The organism is Pseudoalteromonas sp. 2CM28B (assembly GCF_023161935.1).
Window position 1 is genome coordinate 159658 of record NZ_JALNTH010000009.1, and the last position, 22241, is coordinate 181898.

General features: G+C 39.5%; 19 protein-coding genes and 2 pseudogenes. 7 read left to right on the forward strand and 14 right to left on the reverse strand.

The features are described 5' to 3' along the window. Positions 1–192, reverse strand: a pseudogene (locus MTN96_RS14590) (hypothetical protein); the annotation flags it as partial. Between the two features lie 188 nt (positions 193–380). Here MTN96_RS14590 and MTN96_RS14595 point away from each other — a divergent pair. Beyond that, positions 381–1361, forward strand: coding sequence for a tRNA-dihydrouridine synthase (locus tag MTN96_RS14595; protein WP_069439630.1), 981 nt, complete (start codon positions 381–383; stop codon positions 1359–1361). A gap of 59 nt (positions 1362–1420) precedes the next feature. Then, on the forward strand, positions 1421–1747 hold the full coding sequence (locus MTN96_RS14600; protein WP_036982316.1) for a TraR/DksA C4-type zinc finger protein: 327 nt from the start codon (positions 1421–1423) through the stop codon (positions 1745–1747). 14 nt (positions 1748–1761) lie between these two features. On the opposite strand, the gene MTN96_RS14605 is transcribed toward MTN96_RS14600, so the two are convergent. The 9 genes from MTN96_RS14605 to pyrC form a co-directional block, all read right to left on the reverse strand. Next, positions 1762–2805, reverse strand: coding sequence for a hypothetical protein (locus MTN96_RS14605; RefSeq protein ID WP_069439631.1), 1044 nt, complete (start codon positions 2803–2805; stop codon positions 1762–1764). A 61-nt stretch (positions 2806–2866) separates the two neighbouring features. Then, positions 2867–4126: a tetratricopeptide repeat protein gene (locus MTN96_RS14610; RefSeq protein ID WP_069439632.1), complete on the reverse strand. Its 1260-nt coding sequence runs from the start codon at positions 4124–4126 to the stop codon at positions 2867–2869. An 11-nt stretch (positions 4127–4137) separates the two neighbouring features. Beyond that, positions 4138–4752 (reverse strand): energy transducer TonB, encoded by a 615-nt coding sequence (locus tag MTN96_RS14615; RefSeq protein ID WP_036982309.1) that lies wholly within the window; start codon positions 4750–4752, stop codon positions 4138–4140. Further along, on the reverse strand, positions 4752–5156 hold the full coding sequence (locus MTN96_RS14620) for a biopolymer transporter ExbD (protein ID WP_006792384.1): 405 nt from the start codon (positions 5154–5156) through the stop codon (positions 4752–4754). Before MTN96_RS14620 ends, MTN96_RS14615 begins: the two co-directional genes overlap by 1 nt. A gap of 14 nt (positions 5157–5170) precedes the next feature. After that, positions 5171–5695, reverse strand: coding sequence for a MotA/TolQ/ExbB proton channel family protein (locus MTN96_RS14625; RefSeq protein WP_036982306.1), 525 nt, complete (start codon positions 5693–5695; stop codon positions 5171–5173). After that, the gene (locus MTN96_RS14630; protein ID WP_248532063.1) at positions 5695–7059 is read right to left on the reverse strand and encodes a MotA/TolQ/ExbB proton channel family protein; all 1365 of its coding nucleotides are present in this window, start codon (positions 7057–7059) and stop codon (positions 5695–5697) included. Before MTN96_RS14630 ends, MTN96_RS14625 begins: the two co-directional genes overlap by 1 nt. A 6-nt stretch (positions 7060–7065) precedes the next feature. After that, complete coding sequence (locus tag MTN96_RS14635; RefSeq protein ID WP_013465204.1) at positions 7066–7836, reverse strand: DUF3450 domain-containing protein; 771 nt, start codon at positions 7834–7836, stop codon at positions 7066–7068. Positions 7837–8691: 855 nt separating this feature from the next. Further along, complete coding sequence (locus tag MTN96_RS14640) at positions 8692–8895, reverse strand: cold-shock protein (protein WP_036982297.1); 204 nt, start codon at positions 8893–8895, stop codon at positions 8692–8694. 420 nt (positions 8896–9315) lie between these two features. Continuing rightward, entirely contained in the window at positions 9316–10356 is a 1041-nt protein-coding gene (gene pyrC / locus MTN96_RS14645) for a dihydroorotase (RefSeq protein ID WP_024602973.1), read from the reverse strand. Between the two features lie 203 nt (positions 10357–10559). On the opposite strand from pyrC, the gene MTN96_RS14650 reads away from it, so the two are divergent. The 3 genes from MTN96_RS14650 (at position 10560) to MTN96_RS14660 (ending at position 15595) form a co-directional block, all read left to right on the forward strand. Then, a complete protein-coding gene (locus MTN96_RS14650) occupies positions 10560–12929 on the forward strand; it encodes an EAL domain-containing protein (protein WP_248532065.1) in 2370 nt (789 codons plus the stop codon). Between the two features lie 959 nt (positions 12930–13888). Further along, positions 13889–14776 carry a LysR family transcriptional regulator gene (locus tag MTN96_RS14655; protein WP_036982291.1) on the forward strand — a complete coding sequence of 296 codons (888 nt, stop codon included), beginning with the start codon at positions 13889–13891 and terminating at the stop codon, positions 14774–14776. 54 nt (positions 14777–14830) lie between these two features. Next, positions 14831–15595, forward strand: a complete 765-nt coding sequence (locus MTN96_RS14660; RefSeq protein ID WP_248532066.1) for a YdcF family protein — start codon at positions 14831–14833, stop codon at positions 15593–15595. A 129-nt stretch (positions 15596–15724) separates the two neighbouring features. Here MTN96_RS14660 and MTN96_RS14665 read toward each other — a convergent pair whose 3' ends face one another. Then, entirely contained in the window at positions 15725–16294 is a 570-nt protein-coding gene (locus MTN96_RS14665) for a DedA family protein (RefSeq protein ID WP_248532073.1), read from the reverse strand. A 342-nt stretch (positions 16295–16636) separates the two neighbouring features. Then, positions 16637–17389, reverse strand: a complete 753-nt coding sequence (locus MTN96_RS14670; protein ID WP_036982289.1) for a Nif3-like dinuclear metal center hexameric protein — start codon at positions 17387–17389, stop codon at positions 16637–16639. 150 nt (positions 17390–17539) lie between these two features. Here MTN96_RS14670 and MTN96_RS14675 point away from each other — a divergent pair, with 150 nt between their 5' ends. Beyond that, positions 17540–17902, forward strand: a complete 363-nt coding sequence (locus MTN96_RS14675; protein ID WP_008114254.1) for a hypothetical protein — start codon at positions 17540–17542, stop codon at positions 17900–17902. A gap of 168 nt (positions 17903–18070) precedes the next feature. On the opposite strand, the pseudogene MTN96_RS37305 reads toward MTN96_RS14675, so the two are convergent. After that, positions 18071–18397: pseudogene (locus MTN96_RS37305) on the reverse strand (HPP family protein). A gap of 25 nt (positions 18398–18422) precedes the next feature. On the opposite strand from MTN96_RS37305, the gene MTN96_RS14685 reads away from it, so the two are divergent. After that, entirely contained in the window at positions 18423–18998 is a 576-nt protein-coding gene (locus tag MTN96_RS14685; protein WP_248532077.1) for a TetR/AcrR family transcriptional regulator, read from the forward strand. Positions 18999–19061: 63 nt separating this feature from the next. Here the strand turns inward: MTN96_RS14685 and MTN96_RS14690 are convergent, their stop codons facing one another. Next, positions 19062–22235, reverse strand: a complete 3174-nt coding sequence (locus MTN96_RS14690; protein WP_248532081.1) for an amidohydrolase family protein — start codon at positions 22233–22235, stop codon at positions 19062–19064. Positions 22236–22241 lie beyond the last annotated feature (6 nt).

Genomic DNA, 22241 nt, shown 5'->3' on the forward strand with positions numbered 1-22241 from the left:
TTTTTTCGCTTTAGCGTCGCCGCCGCATTTACCTTCGCCGCACTTGCCTTCACCAGCGTCTAATTGATAACCAGCTACCATTTGCTGAAATTCAAATGGATTAGCTTGAACATCAGTACTGCCCATACTTGCGCTGCCAACAACCACTGCGCCTAATGTTAATGCAATTGAGTTTTTCTTTATAGTATTCATTTTTTATTACCTTCTAAACTTGTCAGATATCATTATACAAGTAGACCTGCATAAAACTAAAAACTTTCACATTATCTATTTTTTCTAAAATAACTTAGCAAACTAACTATGAACCCTAATAAGCGTTTTATCAATTTATGATTTACAGGTAAACTGGCGCTCTTTTTCAGTAATAAATTAATCACACTATGAAACTTGTTTTAGCACCTATGGAAGGTGTCGTTGACTTTAAAATGCGCCAACTACTCACCGACATAGGTGGCTTTGATCTTTGTGTGACTGAATTTATTCGCGTTGTAGATACTTGCTTGCCTGATAAAGTATTTCACCGCTATTGCCCTGAACTAAAAAATGCAGGGCTAACTCGATGTGGCACGCCAGTTCGAATTCAGTTATTGGGCCAAGTAGCCGGCGTGTTAGCAGAAAATGCAGTAAAAGCGGTTAGTTTGGGCTCTCATGGTGTTGACTTAAACTTTGGCTGCCCGGCAAAAACGGTGAATAAAAGCAAAGGGGGCGCTGTTTTACTCAAAGACCCTGAGCATATGTATTCAATAATTAAAACTGTAAGAGATGCCGTAAGCAGTGAAAATGAGGTAAGTGCTAAAATTCGCTTAGGTTTTGATGATGATAGTAATAGCCAAGAAATTGTCGATGCCGTTGTTAGCGCTGGTGCGAGCAGTATCGCCATTCATGCGCGAACTAAACGCGATGGCTATAACCCGCCTGCCTATTGGGAAAAAATCCCTCCTCTAGTTAAAGATAAACAAATTACGGTGGTCGCCAATGGGGAGATTTGGCAGGTAGAAGATGCCCTTTTATGCCAAAAGCGCAGCGGTTGCACTGACTTAATGATTGGCCGTGGCGCCCTTTCACATCCTGATTTAGCTCGTAAAATTAAAGCTCATATTAATAATGAAGATTATAGTGAGTTAACGTGGGAAAATATTTTACACCATATTATTTACTCATCCATGCACCAAACCGCCAGTAAAGATACCAAGTACTTTGCCTCACGCACAAAACAATGGCTTGGTTATTTAAAACGTCAGTACCCACAAGCAGGACTATTATTTGACGAAATACGTCGTTTAAAAGCCAAAGATGAAGTGGCAGAGGTATTAAAAAAATATGCGAAAGCGCCACAATTTGATACAAATCATAACATCTAAGATAATCTAACTAGATAATAGCAATATCACTGAGGACTAATTTAAGGGTTATACTGCTAATGCATCATCAGCAACGACTAAACGATGAAATTGAAAGTGTTAAAGCGACTATATTAGGCTTGCTATCACAATCTACACACCCTACACATCAAAATTTGCTTTGTATACTAACTCGTACCTCAAATGAAGAGTGGCTTGATATGGCAGCTCAGCAATTAGGCACCGAGTACAACCCCTTGATTGAGCGTATGAATAAGCTTGAAGCGGCAATAAGCCAAATTGACATTGGCCAGTATGGTTACTGTTGTGACTGTGAGGAAAAAATATCAGCGCAGCGCTTAGAGCAAGACCCTGCAGCGCAGCGATGTGATCAGTGCGCTAGTTAATAGCGCACTAAAGTTTAATTAAGTAGTTGTGGAGCAAAACTAAACGCTTGTCCTGGATAAAAAAGAATATCTTCAACTAATAAAGTCGCTTCCTCTTCACTTATGTTTAATCGTTTAAGTAAATTTAAGCGCGCTTGTGACAATGTCCAAGCGTGATAATGCACCCCTAGATCAGTCTCCATCATAGCCATATAGAGCAGTTCATCGGCTGGTTCTAATTGTAAAGCGTTAGCCCTCAGAGGTAATAGCGTATAACCCGTTAACCAGTCTAAACCCGCTATTTTCGAATCAGTTAAAAGTAATGTGGTAAGCTGTGAGGCATTTGAGGCTTCTACCGTTGTTTGCTGTTTTTGACTCTGCATTGATTTGAATTTGCTATCAATACGACTTAGCCACTCAAGCGGTGAGAGCACAGCATTTGCAAAATAATTTAATTTACTTTGATACCACTGACTGCCATTAGCAAGGCCTGATAGACCAATGCTGCCTCTTGGCTTATAGTGCGCCAAATAATTGTCTAACTCACTCAACGCTGCATTAAGTTCAACCGGTGTGTTAGTGCGATTTATGGCTTGTTGCACGTACTTTTTTAAATAACTATGTTCAACTTTATTTAGCTTTAAATTACTTTGCTCGGCAGCCTCTAGCTGAGATTTTACAAACCTTAACCATTGCTCAATATTTTTATATTGGGCATCATTTTTCTCCATAGTGAGCATAATAGCCAAAACATTTGTTTGTGCAGGCCATGCAAAATAGCGCTCTGGAAATCGCTCAGCAATAACTAAATAATTAACCTGATTGGTTTGCTCTGCTGATAACTGCATTTGCATTAGCTGCTGATAAATAGCGTGGCGACGCTCTAAATAAGCATCTGTAAAAGGGAGCTGCTCATTACTGAGCTGTGTAACCTGTGAATTAGGCTGCGCACTTAAAGCCGTATTAAGTGATATTAACGCGCTTTGCGCTTCTTCATAAGATGAAAATAAGTCAGCTGGCTTTGAGCATGATGCTAAAAGCAAACAAAATAGCAGTGAAATAATAGGCGTTTTTTTCATGTCAATTCCAATAAAAAAAGCCCCATTGGGGCTTTTTAAAAATACTAGAGTACATTAAATACTAAATTTTAACACCGTTGCGAGCGGCTTTATCTTTAATATATGTAGCCCAACCTTTAGCAAACCTACGTGTGCTTGGGTCGTCCATGGCTTTAGTAATAGCAGCATAAGCTTGCTTATACTTACCTTGGTAGTAAAACGCTTCAGCTAAATCTGAATAAATAGTGCCTTTTTTATCAGAGCCAAGCTCTAATGCTTTGTTCAAACGAACAACAGCAGCGCTGAATTTTTCAGATTGTAAAAGTAATGAACCTGCTTTGCGGTAGAGCTCAGCGTCGTCATCAAATTTAGCAGCTTCTTCGTAATACTTAGCAGCTTTCTCTATATCTTTCGAACGATGATAGTTACTAGCAATCGCGCTAATATTTTGCTTAGTGCGTTTTACTTTCTCTTCTTTAACAGCCTTTTCAAGCGTTACTGCTGCTTTGTAAGGAATTTCGTTTAAAGAATAAAAGTTAGCTAGTACTTTGTATTCAACTTCGTTTTCGAAGTAACCATTCTTGTATGCAACTTCCATAGTTGCTAGACCTTTTTGGTAGTCTTCGGTTTGTAAATAATACTTACCTAAGCCTACCCAAGATTTTTTGTCTTCAGGCCATACACGAACAATTTCTTCTGCAACTTTAACCATATCTTGATATTGCTTTTTCTCAAAATAGGCAGCTAATTTAAGTTGATAAGGAGCTTTATTTGGCTCTTCAGCTAACTCAATTGCTTTGTTTGCCGGTTCAAGGACCTGATCAAATTGTTTAAGCTCATAGCTTGCTTGCGCAATACGAGTGTAAACTTTCGGGTCCTCTTCACCTGTGAAGTCCATCCAATCAGAATATGCTTGCTTGGCAGCACTGTATTGTTCAGTACCCGCATACATATCGCCCAAGGTTTTTAAACCTTGAGCCTGATCAGCAAAGTTCAATACATCCGGTGCAATCGCTGCTTTCATATACTTAATTGCAACTTTGTATTGCTCTTTTTGAGCGTACATGCTGCCTAAGTAACGATTAACAGTTGCTTTATCAAAGTCATTAGACGGATCTAACTCTTTCAATAACGCTATTGCACCATCAACATCATCTTCGTTATACAAATCGAACGCTTTAATTACTTTTTTACCAGTACGTTCGCCCATGATTTTAGTTTTTGCTTTCTTACGCTCTTCAATCTTTGCGTAATCTGGCGCCGCTAAAACAGGTGCAGTTAATGATGCACCTGACACAGACATAAGAATTGCAAGTGCAGTTACTTTAGAAAAATTTCTCATTACTCGCCTCCTTAGTTGCCTTGGTTAAGTTTAAAGTCTAGTTGAACTTGTAAACCAACTTGCTTTTGTGGTTTCCCGTCAATGATCTTAGGACGGTATTTCCACTTACGCAATGCACGTTTAGCTTCACGGTCAAATATACGTTTTGGTTCTGCGTCAATAACTTCAACGTCAATCACGCCACCTAACTCATCAATTGTGAACGAAAGTTGTACCCAACCTTCTTTACCATCACGTGCTGCTTGTGTTGGATATTTTGGTTCAATACGAACGATAGGTGTCGCATCACCATCTCGTCCAAATGCACCTGGACCACTTAGTCCACCGGCCGTGCTTCCCACATCGATACTTGGCATATTAAACGACAAGCTCGTACTTGGGTTGCTATTTTCCGGCTGTGGCGGCTGCGGTTTAGGCGGCTGCTTTGGCGGTGGCGGAGGCGGAGGCGGTACACGCTTCCTCTCCTGCACCTTAGATTCAGGCGGATTCGTCATAATTTCGACTATGATCTGCTCTTTTTGTTCCGTATTACGGTCAGCCCCACCAGAGATGAGGTATGCCATGAAGTAGAACAAGCCGAAAGTAACTGCCCCACCTGCAATCAGTGAAAACAGAAAACGAATCATTACTGATCTCCAGCTATTGAAATTCTCAGGTTATCACCCGTCGCTTTAATCTGGTCCATCACTTTAACCACTGTGCCGTGTTTTGCTTCTTTATCAGCTTGCAAAATCACAACATCAGTAGGTTGTTCTGCTAATAAACTTTCGATTTTTGCTGAAACACGTTCAACATCAACTTGCTGTTTATCAATCCAGATTGCACCGTCACTGCGAATTGCAATAAAAATGTTAGCATTTTTTTGCTTCGTAGCTTGGGCAGCTTTTGGTTTATTGACCTCGATACCAGCCTCTTTAACGAACGATGTAGTTACGATAAAGAAAATAAGCATGATAAATACGATGTCAAGCATTGGCGTCATATCTACCGCAGCTTCTTCTTCTTCACGAAAACGTTGTTTACGTGCCATATTTAATTCTCTCTCTAGTGATGAGGCATACTATCTATAAGCTTGGCTTTCACCATTCTCGCTCTTGCCTCAAGGCGTGAGCTAAAGAATACCCCAGATAGTGCCGCAACCATTCCAGCCATTGTTGGGATTGTTGCCATTGATATGCCTGATGCCATTAAACGTGCATTACCTGTACCTTGGGTTGCCATGGTTTCAAAAACCGCGATCATACCCGTAACAGTACCAAGTAAGCCTATTAAAGGACATACAGCTACTAATGTTTTAATCAACAACATACGCTGATCTAATTTTTCAGACGCTTCAGAAATCCATGCTTCACGGATTCTGTGTGCGTACCAAGACGTAGTGTCTTGGCGGGCATCCCACTTGGCTACTATTTCCTTCGTTAAACGAGGAAATTCAGCAAGTAGGAACCAATAGCGCTCAATCATTAAAACCCACATAAGAAAGAGTGCTATCGCGACCACGTATAATACCTGGCCGCCTGTGCCAACAAAATCCCTGATAGATTCCCATATCTCCATCAGGACTAGCATTAGGCTTTCTCCTTCTCCGCGTGAGTCGCGATGATACCCGCGCTTTGCTCATCAAGGATATGTAATACCGACTTACTACGACTTGCAACAATAGAGTGAAGTAGGATAAGTGGTAGAGCTGCAATAAGACCTAGCGCTGTAGTTACAAGTGCTAGAGAGATGTTACCAGCCATGATCTTCGGATCGCCCGTACCGAACAATGTGATTGTTTGGAACGTTAGGATCATACCGATTACTGTACCTAGTAGACCTAGTAATGGTGCGATAGCAGCAAGGATCTTGATGATGTTAATACCCGCTTCGATGCGTGGCGTTTCACGTAGAATCGCTTCATCAAGTTTAAGCTCAAGGTTTTCAACATCTTGATTTTTGTTGTCAGAGTACACTTTAAGAATACGACCCAATGGGTTGTTTGTATTCGGTGTAGACAAGTTCTTAAGCTGAGCTTTGATCTTAGAAGTAGTAAGCGCTAAATCAACGAAACGTACTAAGAAAATTAAAAGACCTACAGCAAGCAATAAGGTGATGATGTAACCAACTTCAGCACCTTGCTCGTAGTACTCCATAAGAGACTTCTTCTGCGTGTTGATACGCAAAATTGCACCACGTGTAGGATCCACGTATACGCCAGCGTAGTTATCAGCTGAAGTACCTTCTAGATCAGAAATACCTTTTAAGATATAGCTGTCAGGTTGCTTACCTAGAGGCTGTATAGACTTGGTCTCTGGTGAGTAGATTAAGTAGCCATCGTCTGTAACTAAGTTGAAGTTACCGATACGTGTTACTTTTTTCATTGACGGGTTACCGTCAAGACCTGCAACTTCAGTTTCAAACGTTGAAACTTTAGCTGACTCAGTCATTTCTGTTTGAAGTGAAATCCAAAGTTCTTCTAACTCACGAACTGTTGGAAGTTCTTTAGCCGCAGCTAATGAACGAAGTACTTCAGCACGACCTGGTTTTTCAGCACTTACTAAAGATGCTTCGATTGAACCAATCGCGTCAGCTGCTGCACGACGAACAACACCAAACATTTCACCTAACGTACCTTGCGCGTTTTGAAGAGCTTGCTCTTTTTCCGCTAAAGTATTTTCGTTTTGTGCATATTCTTTGCTAAGACGATCACCACGTGCTTTTTCAGCAGCTAATTGGCTTTTCGCTTTGTTAAGTAACGCTTGCTTATCAGCACGATCTGATAAGAACTCTTGTTCACGTTGCTTATTGATTTTCCCTTCAGAAATACGCTCTTGCTTTACTTGCTCAAGAATTTTATCTAAAGCATCAGTATTTGCATGTGCATTAAGCGCGGTACCGGCAGAAACAGACAGTACTGCTGCAACAGCAAAACCTTTAAATAGTTTCTTCATTATTGATTACTCCGCGCCAAAAATTGGTAGTTTAACAAGTTCTAGTGTGGCTTGCTTACGCGCCATACGGATCACTTCTTTAACAGGTTTTAGGTATTCTTCACCTAATTCTTTCCACTGTTTAGTGTTGTTATCCCACACCCAAGCGTGTTTTAGATCGAATGATTGCGCAACATAAGTGATACGACCTAAACGACCAATATCTACGTTAATACTACGACCATCAACATCTAAAGTACCTTGAGAAGCAGTTACAGCTGAACTGTATGCTGTTTCAACAGTGTACGCTTCAAGTACCTGACGGAACTTCTCAGACGTTGTTACAGATGCAGATGCCATGATCTCACGTAATCTTTCAACACGTCCAAGACGAGTTTCAAGGTTAAATGGAACGTCCGCTTTGATGAATTGCTCAAGCGTATCGATCATGCGATACATCAAAGGCACAACGTTTTGTTTAGTGTTATCGATAGTCGCGATTTGACGATCGAACGATGCGATAGACGCGTTTTGGTCTGCGACCAAACGTGCTACGTGATCGTTGTACACTTTCATAAGTTCAGTCTCATCAACGATGCTACGGTACTCAGCGATTAGCTCCTGAGTTTGACCATATACATTGTCAATTTTAGTTTGAGACTTAACCGCAGCCTTTTGAATTGTTTGACCTGCTTTTTGCACGTCATTCAAAGGATCTGCAATCACATTGCTGCTTGCAAATGCAAAAGCGCCAACCAACGCAGTTGCTACAAGACTCTTTCTGATTTTAACAGACATAGTTCCCAACCAATTAAGTAATGTTACTTTTATAATTTAATTATCAACCCGTAAGGGGAAGACAACCCTGATATCTTTTAATAGATATCAACTTACCAATAATGCTAAATGCATTAAGTCATGTCAACTTCATGTTTCGCATAACCTATAAATAAATCAGCTTGTTTGTAAGATATTTAAAGGGCTCACACAAAAAAATTAACATTATCGTAACTAACGTGACAAATGCAATTTCAGCAAAGCCAGATATAGTAAGAATAATGATAAACCACCTAGTTAAAGTAAACAAAAATATAACATTTAAAATTAACTTAATCGTGGCTGAAAAAAAATTAAAAATAAGCTTATATTCTCTCCCGAATATTCTTTTTTAGTGGTTTTTGAGACTTTTTAAGCTAAAAATACAGCTAATCGTTATTATTCGCGCATTCGTCGCATAGTAATAAGGACGTGCCGATTATCTAAAAAGCAATACAAAGGAGGGGAAATAGATTACAAAGAATCATTTTTATTAACACCTGTGTTTTTTGTTTCTACTGATCATTAATATCCTGCCGATTTTTTATATTTTTCCATGGAGAAATATCAATCTTACACACTTTTATGAACTCAGTATCATTAAACTCATATCAAGCAGTAGACTAAATTTAAATCGCTAGGCGATCATTGGCCAACTACGGAGTAGCGCATAAAGGTTTACGTTTAATTTGGTATATCGGAGTTAAAAATATGAATAATGGATATCAGAAATGAAAGGCAATAAAGAGAGATTAAAAATAGAGTTGATAATTATTTAAGAATTATGGTGAAACAGGTTAGTGTTTCACCACGATGAACTTAGGTTCACATAATAAATTATGCTACTTCTACGTTCTCAGCTTCAGGGCCTTTTTGACCTTGCTTGATGCTGAAAGTCACTGCTTGACCTTCGCTAAGAGTGCGAAAACCAGAACCAGCGATTGCGCTGAAATGTACAAACACGTCAGGACCATTTTCTTGTTCAATGAAACCAAAGCCTTTAGCTTCGTTGAAAAATTTTACTTTACCAGTAACCGACATACTAAATTTTCCTGTAAGTCAATAATTAAAATTCAGCCATATAATTATGGCAATATCCTCCCTGAGTCAATGCCCAAAAAACTGGAGGTGATAGTACAGGAAGAAGTAATAACCAAACCGGTAACCTTAAACGCAGCACAATACCGTAATTCAATACGCAAAAACTCAAAGCAAATTAAGATTAACACATTAAAATTTTTTTAGCTCTATTATTTAGGATTTATTTTTGAAGTTTCATTGTTTTACTAACTACGGTCTAACCTTTTAATTTTTATAGAAAATAACAAACAAAACATTGTATTTTTTATAAACAGATTACAATTGCTTTAAAATAGTTTTTATCAGTATATTTTTTAGCCACTTAAAATAAAAAACCACCTTGAATTTAAGGTGGTTTAGAGTTTAGTGTTTAAATATTAACTATTTAACTTGCCAGTCGATAACGCTCTCGGCTTTGATTGGTACTACTTCAGAGTCGCCTAGCGAGTAGCTTGCCGGCACTGTCCAAGGCGATTTTTCTAAGGTAATAGTGTCGGTATTACGCGCTAAGCCATAAAAATCTGGACCAAAATGGCTTGCAAAGCCCTCTAACTTATCAAGCGCATCAGCCTCTTCAAAAGCTTCGGCATAAAGTTCAATAGCAGCATGTGCAGTGTAAGCACCTGCACAACCGCATGCAGCTTCTTTTTTATCTTTATAATGTGGCGCTGAATCAGTGCCTAAAAAGAATTTTTTATTGCCACTCGTTGCAGCCGCCATAAGTGCTTGCTGATGAATGTTTCGCTTTAATATAGGTAAGCAATAATAATGTGGGCGAATGCCCCCTGCTAACATATGGTTACGGTTATATAGTAAATGATGCGCAGTAATTGTAGCTGCTACGTTATCAGAGGCACTTTTTACAAACTCGACTGCATCTTTCGTTGTTATGTGCTCAAGAACAATTTTAAGCTCAGGGAAGTCAGCGACAACATCGCCTAGAATAGTCTCTAAAAACACTTTTTCACGGTCAAATATATCAATAGACGAGTCGGTTACTTCACCGTGGACGAGTAACAGCATGCCAACTTCTTGCATTGCTTTTAACACCGGATAAATATTTTTAACCGATGTTACGCCAGAATCTGAATTTGTGGTTGCACCCGCTGGGTACAATTTAGCTGCAAATATTTTACCCGTTGCTTTTGCCTTTTTTATCTCTTCTGGTGTCGTTTTATCAGTAAGATAAAGTACCATTAGTGGCTCAAACTGCCCTTGAGGTTTCGCTGCCATAATGCGCTCTCGGTACGATAATGCGGTTTCAGTACACGTGGCTGGCGGTACTAAGTTTGGCATAATGATCGCGCGGCCCATATAACGACTGATATCACGTACTGTATCTTTTAGCTGATCCCCGTCGCGTAAATGTACATGCCAATCATCGGGTCTAGTAATCGTTAAAGTTGTCATTTTGCTCGTCATCGTAAAATCCTAATGCTTAAGTTAACTGATCATAGGCATATGGGGTTTTCGAGTAAAGACCTTATTAAAAATAATCCTTAGATACTATATATAAAGTAAACTTTACACTTCACGCTTCTCATTTGTCGTTTTATTTTGTAGAAAGGTTAATATTAGGTTAACGTATGTATCTTTAATAATTATAAGGCCTACCTTCGTTGCCTATGTCGAACATTATCGATACTACTAAAGCGCTCGAAACTAAAACGGATCAATTGAGTATAATCAATCAGTTCTCCTCAAGTTTATTGCAACTGAATACGTTAGAAGCGCTCTTTAGTTATGTCACTACACAAGTTGTTAATCGACTTGGATTTGTCGACTGCGTGATTTATTTAGCCGATGACAGCCAATCTACGCTAAATCAAGTGGCGTCTATGGGTATTGAAAGCGAACACACTAGTTACCAGTCAGAACGAAAGTTAATCCGCTTTAATGAGGGGATAACGGGCTATGCTGCATCAACTGGGCAAGCGTTAATAATAGGCGATGTAACTAAAGACAGCCGCTACATTGCTGATGAGCGCCCTGCACAATCAGAGCTGTGTGTGCCTTTAATATATAAAGATAAAGTACTCGGCGTAATTGACTGTGAACACCCAATAAAAAATTACTTTACCAGTTCACATTTAGAAATTTTAACTACCGTTGCCCACTTACTAAGCGCAAAAATAAATCAAGTGAATACCGTCAACAGCTTGCAAGATACCGTTCGGCAACTTAATAATGCGCAAAAATTAGAAAGTAGCCTACTGCAAATAGCTAACTTAACCTATAAAGCACAAAATTTAGATACCTTTTTTAAATCGCTGCATGTGATTATTGATAGCCTTCTTAATGCAAGTAACTTTTTTATTGCTTTGTATGATAAAAAAGAAGATGTTCTAGATTTTGTCTATACCGTTGAAGGCGGTGTACAAACAAACACACATAAAATTATTTCAAAAGATCAGTTAAAAGAAACAGCCTCTTACTATTTATTAATTAACGAGCGCCCTTTACTGCTTAATAAAGAGCAATACCGACACTATATAGAGCAAGGCCACTTTAAATTGGTCGGTGAACTAGCAGACTCTTGGCTTGGTGTGCCATATAAAGTTAATGAGCGCATGAGTGGCGTTATTGTCGTACAAAGCTATGACAAGCAACATTACTACAACGAACATGATAGCTCGCTGTTGACGTATGTGAGCCGACAAATAAGTATGGTTATAGACAGGCATTTAGCCCGCCAAGAACTCGAGCACAAAGCACTGCATGATGAACTAACAGGGCTTGCCAATCGTTCGTTACTAATAGAAAGAATGAAGCATGCAATTTTACGCTTGAATCGTGCAAAAAAAGGTACTTTTCATGCTCTGCTCTATCTTGATTTCGATCGCTTCAAAAGTATTAATGATTCGTTAGGCCATGAAGTAGGTGACCATTTTTTAATTGCTATTTGTAAATTGATTACTCAAACCGTTCGCAATACTGATACCTTTTCTCGCTTAGGTGGCGATGAGTTTGCTATTTTTATGGAAAATCTCAGTCATCGTGACCAAGTAAACGATGCCCTCGCTCGAATAAAAACCGCCCTGTCAGATCCCATTGATATTGATGGTCATTTACTGCAACCCTCTACCAGTATTGGCATTGCATTTAGCGATAATGTAAACGATGAAGCATTTGTTTTATTACAGCAATCAGACGCGGCTATGTACGAAGCAAAATCATCAGGGCGTGGCCAAGTTAAGTTTTTTAATAATGTCATGCGTAACAAGTTAAAAACACATGCCGACCTTGAAAATGATTTACAACACGGTATTGAGCATAATGAGTTTGAACTGTATTTTCAGCCTATTTTTAACATTACTAGCAGTGACGTTATGGGGTTTGAAGCTTTAGTACGTTGGCATCACCCACGAAAAGGGTTTGTATCGCCAGGTGACTTTATCCCCATTGCAGAAAAAACGGGGCAGATTATCAATTTAGATTTGCATTTGCTCGACCTTGCAGCACAGCATATCGCTTTATGGCAACAACAAGGGCATCGTTTTTTACGCGTTACAGTTAATGTTTCATCTCGCCACTTCGCAAGTTTAGAGTTTGTAGATCAGCTTCACGCGATCTACAAAAAACATCAACTACCTTTAGGCTCATTATGTCTAGAAATAACCGAATCGGGATTGATTGAAAACTTAGAGTTAGCAACACAAATTATTCAAGGATTGTCGCCTTTAAAAGTATTGCTCTGTTTAGATGACTTTGGCACCGGTTACTCTGCCCTTGGTTACTTGCATCAACTGCCTATTCATGTCCTTAAAATTGATAAAAGCTTTATCGATAATTTAAAAACCACGGCCAATCCATTGATTGATGCTATTTTAACCTTAGCCATTTCATTAGATCTTATTGTTATAGCAGAAGGGATAGAAAGCCCTGAACAACTCGCTATTTTGCAAAAAACCCAATGTGATTATGGCCAAGGCTTTTTAAAGTCTAAACCTGTTACAGCAAAAGAAGCTATTTTACTAATACATAGCCCTCTTTAATTAATAAGCCAGGGTTGCTGGCTTTTAAAAATCACAGTAATTTCTTACACGCTTTTGCCAGCCCATTAGCTGGCTGTTCTGTTGAATGCTATATGACTTATTTTGCCAACACTAACTCATGCGACGTCACTTTACAGCTTTTTACACTCTGCCTTATAACTACTTACTTAAGTAAGGGTCTATTTAACCAGTAGAAAACCTTATAATTAGTTTTATGTCACATTGTTCTCAGTAAAATCTTTAACGCCATTAGAGAATGCTTTAATACGTTATATTATTTAAAGACGTATACGAATTAGTATTAATGTGCGCCAATGAGTAGCGGCTAATCATTAAATCCCTGCATTCGCTGCTTTTTTCAATCGTGTATCCTTTGAATCCGAGTTGCGTTTACTGAGCTTTTGCCTGCCAAACCCTTCGCCGTAAATTTTAATTAACATTTTAACCTCGCTATGAAACATCTAAATAACCTGAACTTTGGTTAAGAGATTTACTAACGTATTGAATCAAAATTGATATTTATATTTATTTTCTCTAGCCAGAGATTTCCAGTGAAAACAAGGCGAAATTACGCGTCAATAGCTCGTCTATTGCAAGTAAATTCAACGTAGTTAGCGCTGTAAATAACTGCTTGAGATAGATTTATTATCCAGAGTTCAGGTTAAATATTAATGTCGCGCTATAACCTACTTACTTTAGAGAGTTACATAACAATAAAGTTATCTGTTACCAGGACAAAAATCATTAATAAAAAACTCAAATAAACATGAGACAAATTCAACAACATATAAAAAATTAAACACTATTTGACTCGGCAAAGTTAAAAAACTTAATATTCGCAATAAAAAACACACTAAAGTGCAATTTTATAGCCGTCCAGACGTTGAAACGGTTTTTGTAAAGGCGTAGTATGTAATGAATCTGAGCTATACTCACCATATCTATGAGATTTATTAAAGATGATTGACATTAAACACTTAAAAACAATTGCCACCCTTAAGGAAACGGGTTCTCTCGTCAATACAGCCCGCGAACTATTTTTAACTCAGTCAGCTTTATCACATCAAATCAAAGATTTAGAAAACAAATTAGACTGCCAGTTGTTTGAGCGTAAAACTCAACCAGTCCGATTTACACCTCAAGGTATGTTATTACTTGAATTAGCACACGACATATTACCTAAATTAGAAGCCACCAAGTGCCGACTCAAAGAAAGTCTAAACCAGCCTATTTCGCAGCTGCGTTTAAGCGTTGAATGTCATGCCTGTTTTCATTGGTTATTGCCTACCATTAAAGAATTTAATAACTTTTGGCCTGATATAAAAATTGATTACGAGCGTGGCTTTAGTTACGACGCTATCCCAGACTTATTAAATGATGAATTAGATCTCGTGCTTACATCAGATATTCGCGACCCTGACAAACTTGAATACGCCCATTTGTTTGACTTTAAGCTGAAACTGATTGTGGCACCAGATCACGACTTAGCGAAAAAAGCCTATGTAACTGCGCTTGATTTGAAAAGCGAAACTATTATTTCTTACCCTATTCCGCGTGAGCGCCAGGATATATTTAAGCATTTCATCCAAAATGCGCGTTTTGACGGCACGCTAAAAACGGTTGATCAAGGTTTACTTATATTTCAATTAGTCAGTGCAGGTATGGGTGTGGCCGCCTTACCCGATTGGTTAGTAACCCCGTATGAAAGCCAAGGGTTAATTAAGTCAATTCCACTGGGCGCGCTTGGTTTAACGCGTCCAATGTACTTAGCGATGAAAAAAGATATGAAAGATAATCCAGTTTATCGTCACTTTTTAAACACCTGTAAATTAAATAACGGTCGATAAACCTTAAACTTATGAGTAACATGCTAATAAATATACTTAACCATGTTGCTCATTATGTTTGAACTAAAAAAAATACTAGGCGGCTTGCTCATGCCGTTACCTTTGTTGGGTTTAGTAAGCCTAATATTACTTATTTTTGCGCTCAAACATCGAAAGGTCGCAATCGCTTTATCTTTAATGAGCCTTGTAACTTTGCTACTTGCCAGCACCCCTTTGGTGGCCAACTTACTGATTAAAAATAGCCAACCAACCTCATTTGCATTTAATTATCTTAAACACCCCAATATTGATAAAATTGTGGTGCTTGGCTGTGACATAAACCCCAACCCTGCATTGAGTGCTAACAGTCAGTTAGGTAATTGTGCGTTAACCCGTTTGGTGGAAGGAATAAGACTTGCTAACATTTATCCCCATGCGCAGCTAATTGTTTCAGGTGGGGGGTATGAAAAAGTCACCAACAGCGCGTTAATGTATAAAACCGCAATTAGCTTAGGTATTAATAAAAATCGTATTGTGCAAAATCCAAACGCAATAGATACCGCCCAAGAGGCAAAACTTTTAGCCTCAAAACTCGTTGATTACAAGGTCGCTTTAGTCACCTCAGTAAGCCATATGCCCAGAGCAAAAAATTTATTTAATGCGCAAGGCATTAACGTTATCCCTGCCGCAACCGATTACCACAACTTTGCCGCTTTCCCTTGGTATAAACAACTCATACCCAATGCAAAAGCACTACTAGTAGTCACCCAGTATGCTCATGAAGTTATTGGCAATGCGTGGATAAATGTACGCCGTACAATTAACCCTGAAGCACTTTAATTAAGTTAACGCTTATTACGCTGGGTAAATTCCCCCTAAAAAACCGCAATTATTTGCGTTTTACACAGGGGGTTATAAAAAAATCAAACTGAATATTCGTTTATAGTAGCGTTGGGTGTTTTGTTATTCTTAGAGGGTTTTAACCTCAGCTGTTTTATTCCAAAGCCGGTACAGTGTCACTAAAAATACGCAAAGAAGTAGCAGACTTAGTGCTGTTAAATTCTCAACACCTAAAGCATCAAAAGTAGCACCGAAAATGTAGCCTCCACCGACTAAAACAATAACCCATAGCAGTGTAGAGCATCCATTTAACACACTAAAACGGCGCCAACTAATTGCTGTAAGCCCTACGGGAAGGGCACCAATCGTGCGTAATCCTTTAGGATAACGATATAAAAAAATGTAGGCTGTGCCATGGCGTTCAGCAAGCTCACTGGCTGTTTTAAATAATCGACCAAGGCGGCCTGGTTTTTCAAGCCATGCCGCGCCATACGCTCTTGCTAGAGCAAAACGTAATTCATCGCCCAAGTAGCCACCCATAAAAGTAGCCAAAGCAACAAAACCAACATATAGTGCGCCAGTATGTGCAGCATAGCCTGCGAACAAAGGTAGCCAACCACTTTTTAACGCACAATAACCAAAAAGTAACAGATAAACCAACAACCCGTACTGCTCAATTAAAGCTAATACCCCTTCCATTTCATTCCTTTAAAGTAACTACCTTAGTAGCAAGCAAAGTAACATTGTAATTTAAACGAGGTAAGTACAGCGAAAGATCTGTGTTTTTTGCAATATAAGAATGGATGTAATTATGATTTTAAGCGTAGGTTTATATCTATTACGTTTATTCAATTTTTGGGATGCATAAAACAAAAAATAATTAACTCACAAAAAGATAAAAGGGTATGCGGGTATATAAAAAATCAACATACTGGCTTGTTATTGTTTGCTAAATTAGCTATTTAGAACACTAGATTTAAATAACCTACCCGAAATACGTTACAAGTAGGTTATTTATAAAATTACTTTTAAGCTAGGTGTTTACACAGGATTGTCTATGTCAATAAATGTCACGTCAAAGCCATGTTGCTTAGCAAGATATTCGCCTAATGCTTTTATACCGTAGCGCTCGGTGGCGTGATGACCTGCGGCAAAAAAGTCGATATTTTGCTCGCGTGAGCTGTGTATGGTTTGCTCTGATGCCTCACCGGTTATGTAAGCATCAATACCATGCTCGGCTGCTAAGTCGATATACCCTTGCCCGCCACCAGTACACAAAGCGATGGTTTCAATTTTATCAGTACGTACTAAACTCGTTAGTGGCTCGCGCTTAAGCACTTGGCTTATTTTTTTAGCAAATTCACTGCCCGTTAGCGGCGTTTTTAAACGCCCTCTCATCGCTACACTGTTGTTAGTTGGCTCAAGGCCTGCTTCAATTTCAATATCGAGCAATTGCGCCAGCTGTGCGTTATTACCCATTTCAGGGTGAATATCTAACGGCAAATGATAGGCAAATAAATTGATGTCGTTAGCTAAAAGCGCAGCCACACGACGTTTTTTCATGCCAGTGATAGGTTGTGACTCGCCTTTCCAAAAATAGCCATGGTGTACCAAAATGGCATCGGCATTATTTTCAATCGCGGCATCAATAAGTGCTTGGCTTGCCGTTACACCCGTTACTATGGTACGTATCTCATCTTTACCTTCTACCTGAAGCCCGTTTGGACAAAAATCGTTAATGGTTTCTGGCTTTAACAGGGTGTTTAATAATTGATTAAATTCTCTACGTTGCATACTACTTACCTTACTTTGCACTGAATTTTGTACAAATTTTGGCGGTTATGCGCTAAAAATGAAAGGAAAATCGCAAAAAATTGAAAAACAGTTCTAAAATAGGTATAAATACCTCTTCTTTATCTGTGTAAACAACGTATTGGGTCTCTGATGAGCAAACTAGACAAAACAGAAGTGTTATCTGCCTTTGAAGCTGCATATGAAGCTGCCAACGGTAAAAAACCTGAAATAACAACTAAACCTGGCTGGTATAGCATTGATGGCGGCAAGAACATGCGCCTAGCTGATGTAGCAGAGCTGACTAAAGAATTAAGCTCTGGTAAGTCTACAAAAAAAGCTGCAGTAAAAGCACCTGCTAAAAAAACTAAAAAAGCTGCTCCTGTAAAAGCACAGAAAAAAGCGCCTTTCACCGTGATCACACAAAACGAAGAAGGCTACACAGCAGAAGAGCTTTGGATAGTTGAGCTTGCTCGCAAAGATCACGATTGCCGCCTACCTCGCGGTGTTGTTTGATCAGCTGAGTGTTTGTATAAAAGAAACCGCGTTAAGCGGTTTTTTTATATTTATTATCCATCAAGTATTGAATAAACTACCTCGCAACAAAGCCAGACAAAACTATAAATACAGTTCCTGCCAGTACTGGCATTATTAAAAGATCCCAACTTTGGCCAGACTCAATAATTAAGATAGGGTTGCGCCGGCAACAGGGTGAATAGTTTTTGTGATTATCATTAATGTTATAGCAATACCCAAAGCCAGCCCAACCATAATCGCACTATCAGCTAAAAACAACCCCAATCATTGCGGTCAGCATATGTCCCCCTATTACTTTTTTGGCATAGCTAACGGGCTCTGCGGTACACCAAAAACAAGTACAGCTGTTGCGCCGAATGGCGCCATTAACCAAATACTGTAATCACCCATATAATTTAGCCACGCCAAAAACCCCAAAACAAAAGTAGAAAAAACACCTGCGATTAATACCGACTTTATTTGCTCACTATGCATATTGCCTGCTCAAATTTGGAACATCATGGATAAACAACAACAAATAATCAGTACGGCACTGAGTCTTTTTTATAAAAAGGGTATACACGCTGTTGGTATTAATGAAATTTTAGCTGTATCGGGCATTGCAGAAAAAACCTTATATAAGCACTTTGAAAGCAAAGACGCGCTTATTTGTGCTTGTTTAGTCGCACGTGACATCTGCTTTAACGCTTGGCTTAAAAAAATATGTATACAACCTAGTGCTATGTTAGTCGCACAGACAATTTTTGCCGGACTGAAAAAGTGGATTAATAATGAGGTTTCAGAGTTAGGGTGTTTTAATGGCTGTTTTTTTATTAATACTGCAGCTGAGTACCCTGTAGAGAACGACCCTATTGCCAAACTTTGCAAACAGCACAAGCAAGCGAACTTTGAGATCATACTATCAGCTCTTTTAGAAACACCTGAATTTGCTCACAATAGAGAAAAAGCAATTGAAGCCACGCAACACTTACTTATTCTAAAGGAAGGTTATATATGTAGAGCGAGGGTGATGCATGATGTAACAGTGACTCCACCTAGTGATAATATTTTAAAAGCGATAGTAGCGGTTAGTTAAATAGGTAAATACAGTATTAAAAAAGCGGCTAAATAGCCGCTTATTAACTAAAAAATAGCTGCATTATTCAAAAAATAATGGTTCACGCTGTTTTTTGCCTACTTCGTTCATGGTGGCTGCGTTGAACAAACGACCGTTGATCATGGTGTAATCAATTTTGTCTGAATCACGAATGTTTTTCAGTGGGTCGCCATCAATAACCATTAAATCTGCCAGTTTACCGACCTCTAATGAACCCACATTTTTATCTAGGCCTAAATATTTTGCCGGATCGAGTGTCGATGCTCTAATTGCTTCCAGTGGCGTCATGCCGCCTTGGGCAAACATCCACATTTCCCAATGCGCACCTAACCCCTCACGTTGGCCATGCGCACCCAAATTAACAAGTACACCTAAATCTTGTAACTCAGCCGCTACGCGAGCATTGTTGAAGTGATTATAGTGATGATCGGGCGCTTTAACTCGGCGCATTGAGCGCGGTAATAATTGGTTTTTAGGCACAAATTTACTTAAACGTGGATGATTCCATACGTCCGTTTTATCATACCAGTAGTTTTCACCCCAAATACCGCCATAGGCAACCACCAATGTAGGTGTGTAACCTACATCACTTTGTGACCATAGCTGCTTAATATCGTCATAAATATGTTCAACAGGAATTGAATGTTCAATACCTGTATGACCATCGACTACCATGCTCAAGTTATGTTGTAATAATGACCCCCCTTCAGGGACTACCATCATTTCAAGCATTCGCCCTGCTTCTATAACTTGCTGACGCTGCTCTCTGCGCGGTTGGTTATAAGATTTAACACTAAACGCACCCACTTTTTTAAGACGCTCTAAATGAAATTTAGCATCATCTAATAAGTCAATATGCGAGGTATACCCAGGCATATTCGCACCGTATAAAATAGTACCGGTAGAGAAAATACGCGGACCAACGATCATCCCCGCTTTTTGCATTTCACTCGCGGTAAATATTTCAGTGGTATCGTTTGATGGGTCATGAATAGTAGTAACACCCAGCGCAAGACCTGCTAAGTTTTTCCAATTTTGCTGCGGGATAATTTCATCACTGGCTTGAGAGCCATGAGCATGGGCATCTACAATGCCAGGCATAATTGTTTTACCTGTTACATCAATGACCTTTGCTCCCTTAGGAATGCTCACATCAGCAGCAGTGCCAATGGCTTTGATATGTTTGCCATCGGTAACTATAACGCCATTTTCAATGACCTTTTCACCCTCCATGGTAATAATTTTAGCGCCAGTTAATGCAATCATGCCCAGCGGTTCAGCCATTTTTTTACTAAAGCCGATGTTAGTACCGCTTTTTACTTTAACGTCTTTATCACCCGCTTTATTAATCGCAAACATCCCCTCTAAACTGGCATGGTAAAGCTCAGGCCCCAGTGTCCAATACAGTTTATTGCTGTTTGCACTCCAGCTAATGTTTTCACCGGCGCGTACAGATAGCTGCTCAATTGGAAATTGACTGTCTTTAGGCCCAATATTTATCGTTTTGCCGCGCTCTACAAATGGAGTAACAAATACTTTAAAGCGCTCAGCAAAAGCTAAATACTCACCATCAGGAGAGACTCTAAATTCAGTGGCGTGCTCTGATTCATACAGTTTACGTACTTTTTTACTTTCAAGCTCTACCACACTTAATGTCGGCTTAGGCCATGGGCTCATAATATAAACACGATCGTTGGCACTGCCAAACTGAGGTTGATAGCCACTTTTAGAAATGAGCTCACTTTTTCCGCCTTTAGCACTAACACTGTATACCCCAGGATGCAGTGACCACTTAGGGTTTAAAATGTTGCCGCCGCTGGCTTTACGATACACCACGGTTTTGCCGTCTGGACTAAATGTTGGCTCTACGTATTTTCCCGGCTCTTGTGTAATAGTGTCGCCACGACCACTGCGTGCAGAGACGACACGCACGGTGCCTTGTTCGTTATCATCCCACGTGGTGTAGACAATGTTTTTGCCATCACGAGAATACTGCGGGAATAACTCATAATGATCGGTTTGCTTAGTTAAGCGCTTTATTTTTCCTGATTCTAAGTCGCGCATGTAAATATAGCCCAATGCTTCAAAAAGTGCGGTTTCACCGTCAGGGCTAATTTGCACATTACGCAGCATTTTTACATCAAACTCATCAGTGTCGATATTTTGAGTAAAACGCACTGCTTTTTGAATTTTTTTCGTAGTGTCTACTTTAAATGCAATATCGCTGACTGATTTATTATCTACATTAAGTTTATGAAGGGTGCCACCAGCCCAAAATACCAGCTCTTCGTTATCTGGGGTCCACGCAATAGTCGGATATACGCCATGAATCGCCCACGTTTCTTGCATATCGCGCTCTAGCTTATCGTATAGCTTAGTATGCTCACCACTGGTTAAATCATATAAGTACAGGCTGGTTTGAAAGTCATCACGCTTTATGTACGCTAGTTTTTTACCATCTGGCGACGGCGTCGGTCTTATTGCCCCGCCCATGCCACTTATAATGGTTTCTATGTCGCCTGTTTCACGGTCATAACGCTTAATTTTATAAATACCGGCAACAGAGTCTTTTGAATAATGAAAAGTTTTACCTGGGGTTGCATCGTGAGAAAAATAAACATACCGACCATCCGGTGAAAACATGGGTTCACCTAAGTCTTTTTGATCGTTTTCACGTTTAGTCAGTTGCACCCCTTTACCGCCGGCTTTGTGATAAAGCCAAACTTCACCCGCACCTAGCGAGCGACTGGCGGTAAAATGCTTACGTGCAACTAAATAATCACCATCAGGGCTCCACGCAGGGCTATTGAGTAATCTAAATGTTTCGTCAGTGACGGCGGTTTGGTTTTCGCCGTTAACATCCATTATCCAAATATTGTCACCACCGCCTTGATCTGATGTAAAAGCAATGTGCTTGCCATCTGGGCTAAAGCGCGGCTGCATTTGCCATGCAATGTCTGAGGTTATTTTAGTCGCTTTACCACCACTCATTGGCATGGTGTAAATATCGCCCAGTAAATCAAATACTAAGGTTTCCCCGTCAGGACTTATATCGACATTCATCCATGTGCCTTGCTCTACACTAATAGATGCATCAACAAATTGCCCTTTAGGTGAATCAACTTGCCATTTTTTTTCATCCGTTTGCTCTGCGTGTGCGTGGCCTAATGCCAATGAAACTGATAACGCGAGTGCTGTTTGCAGCATTTTTTTCATGCTTAT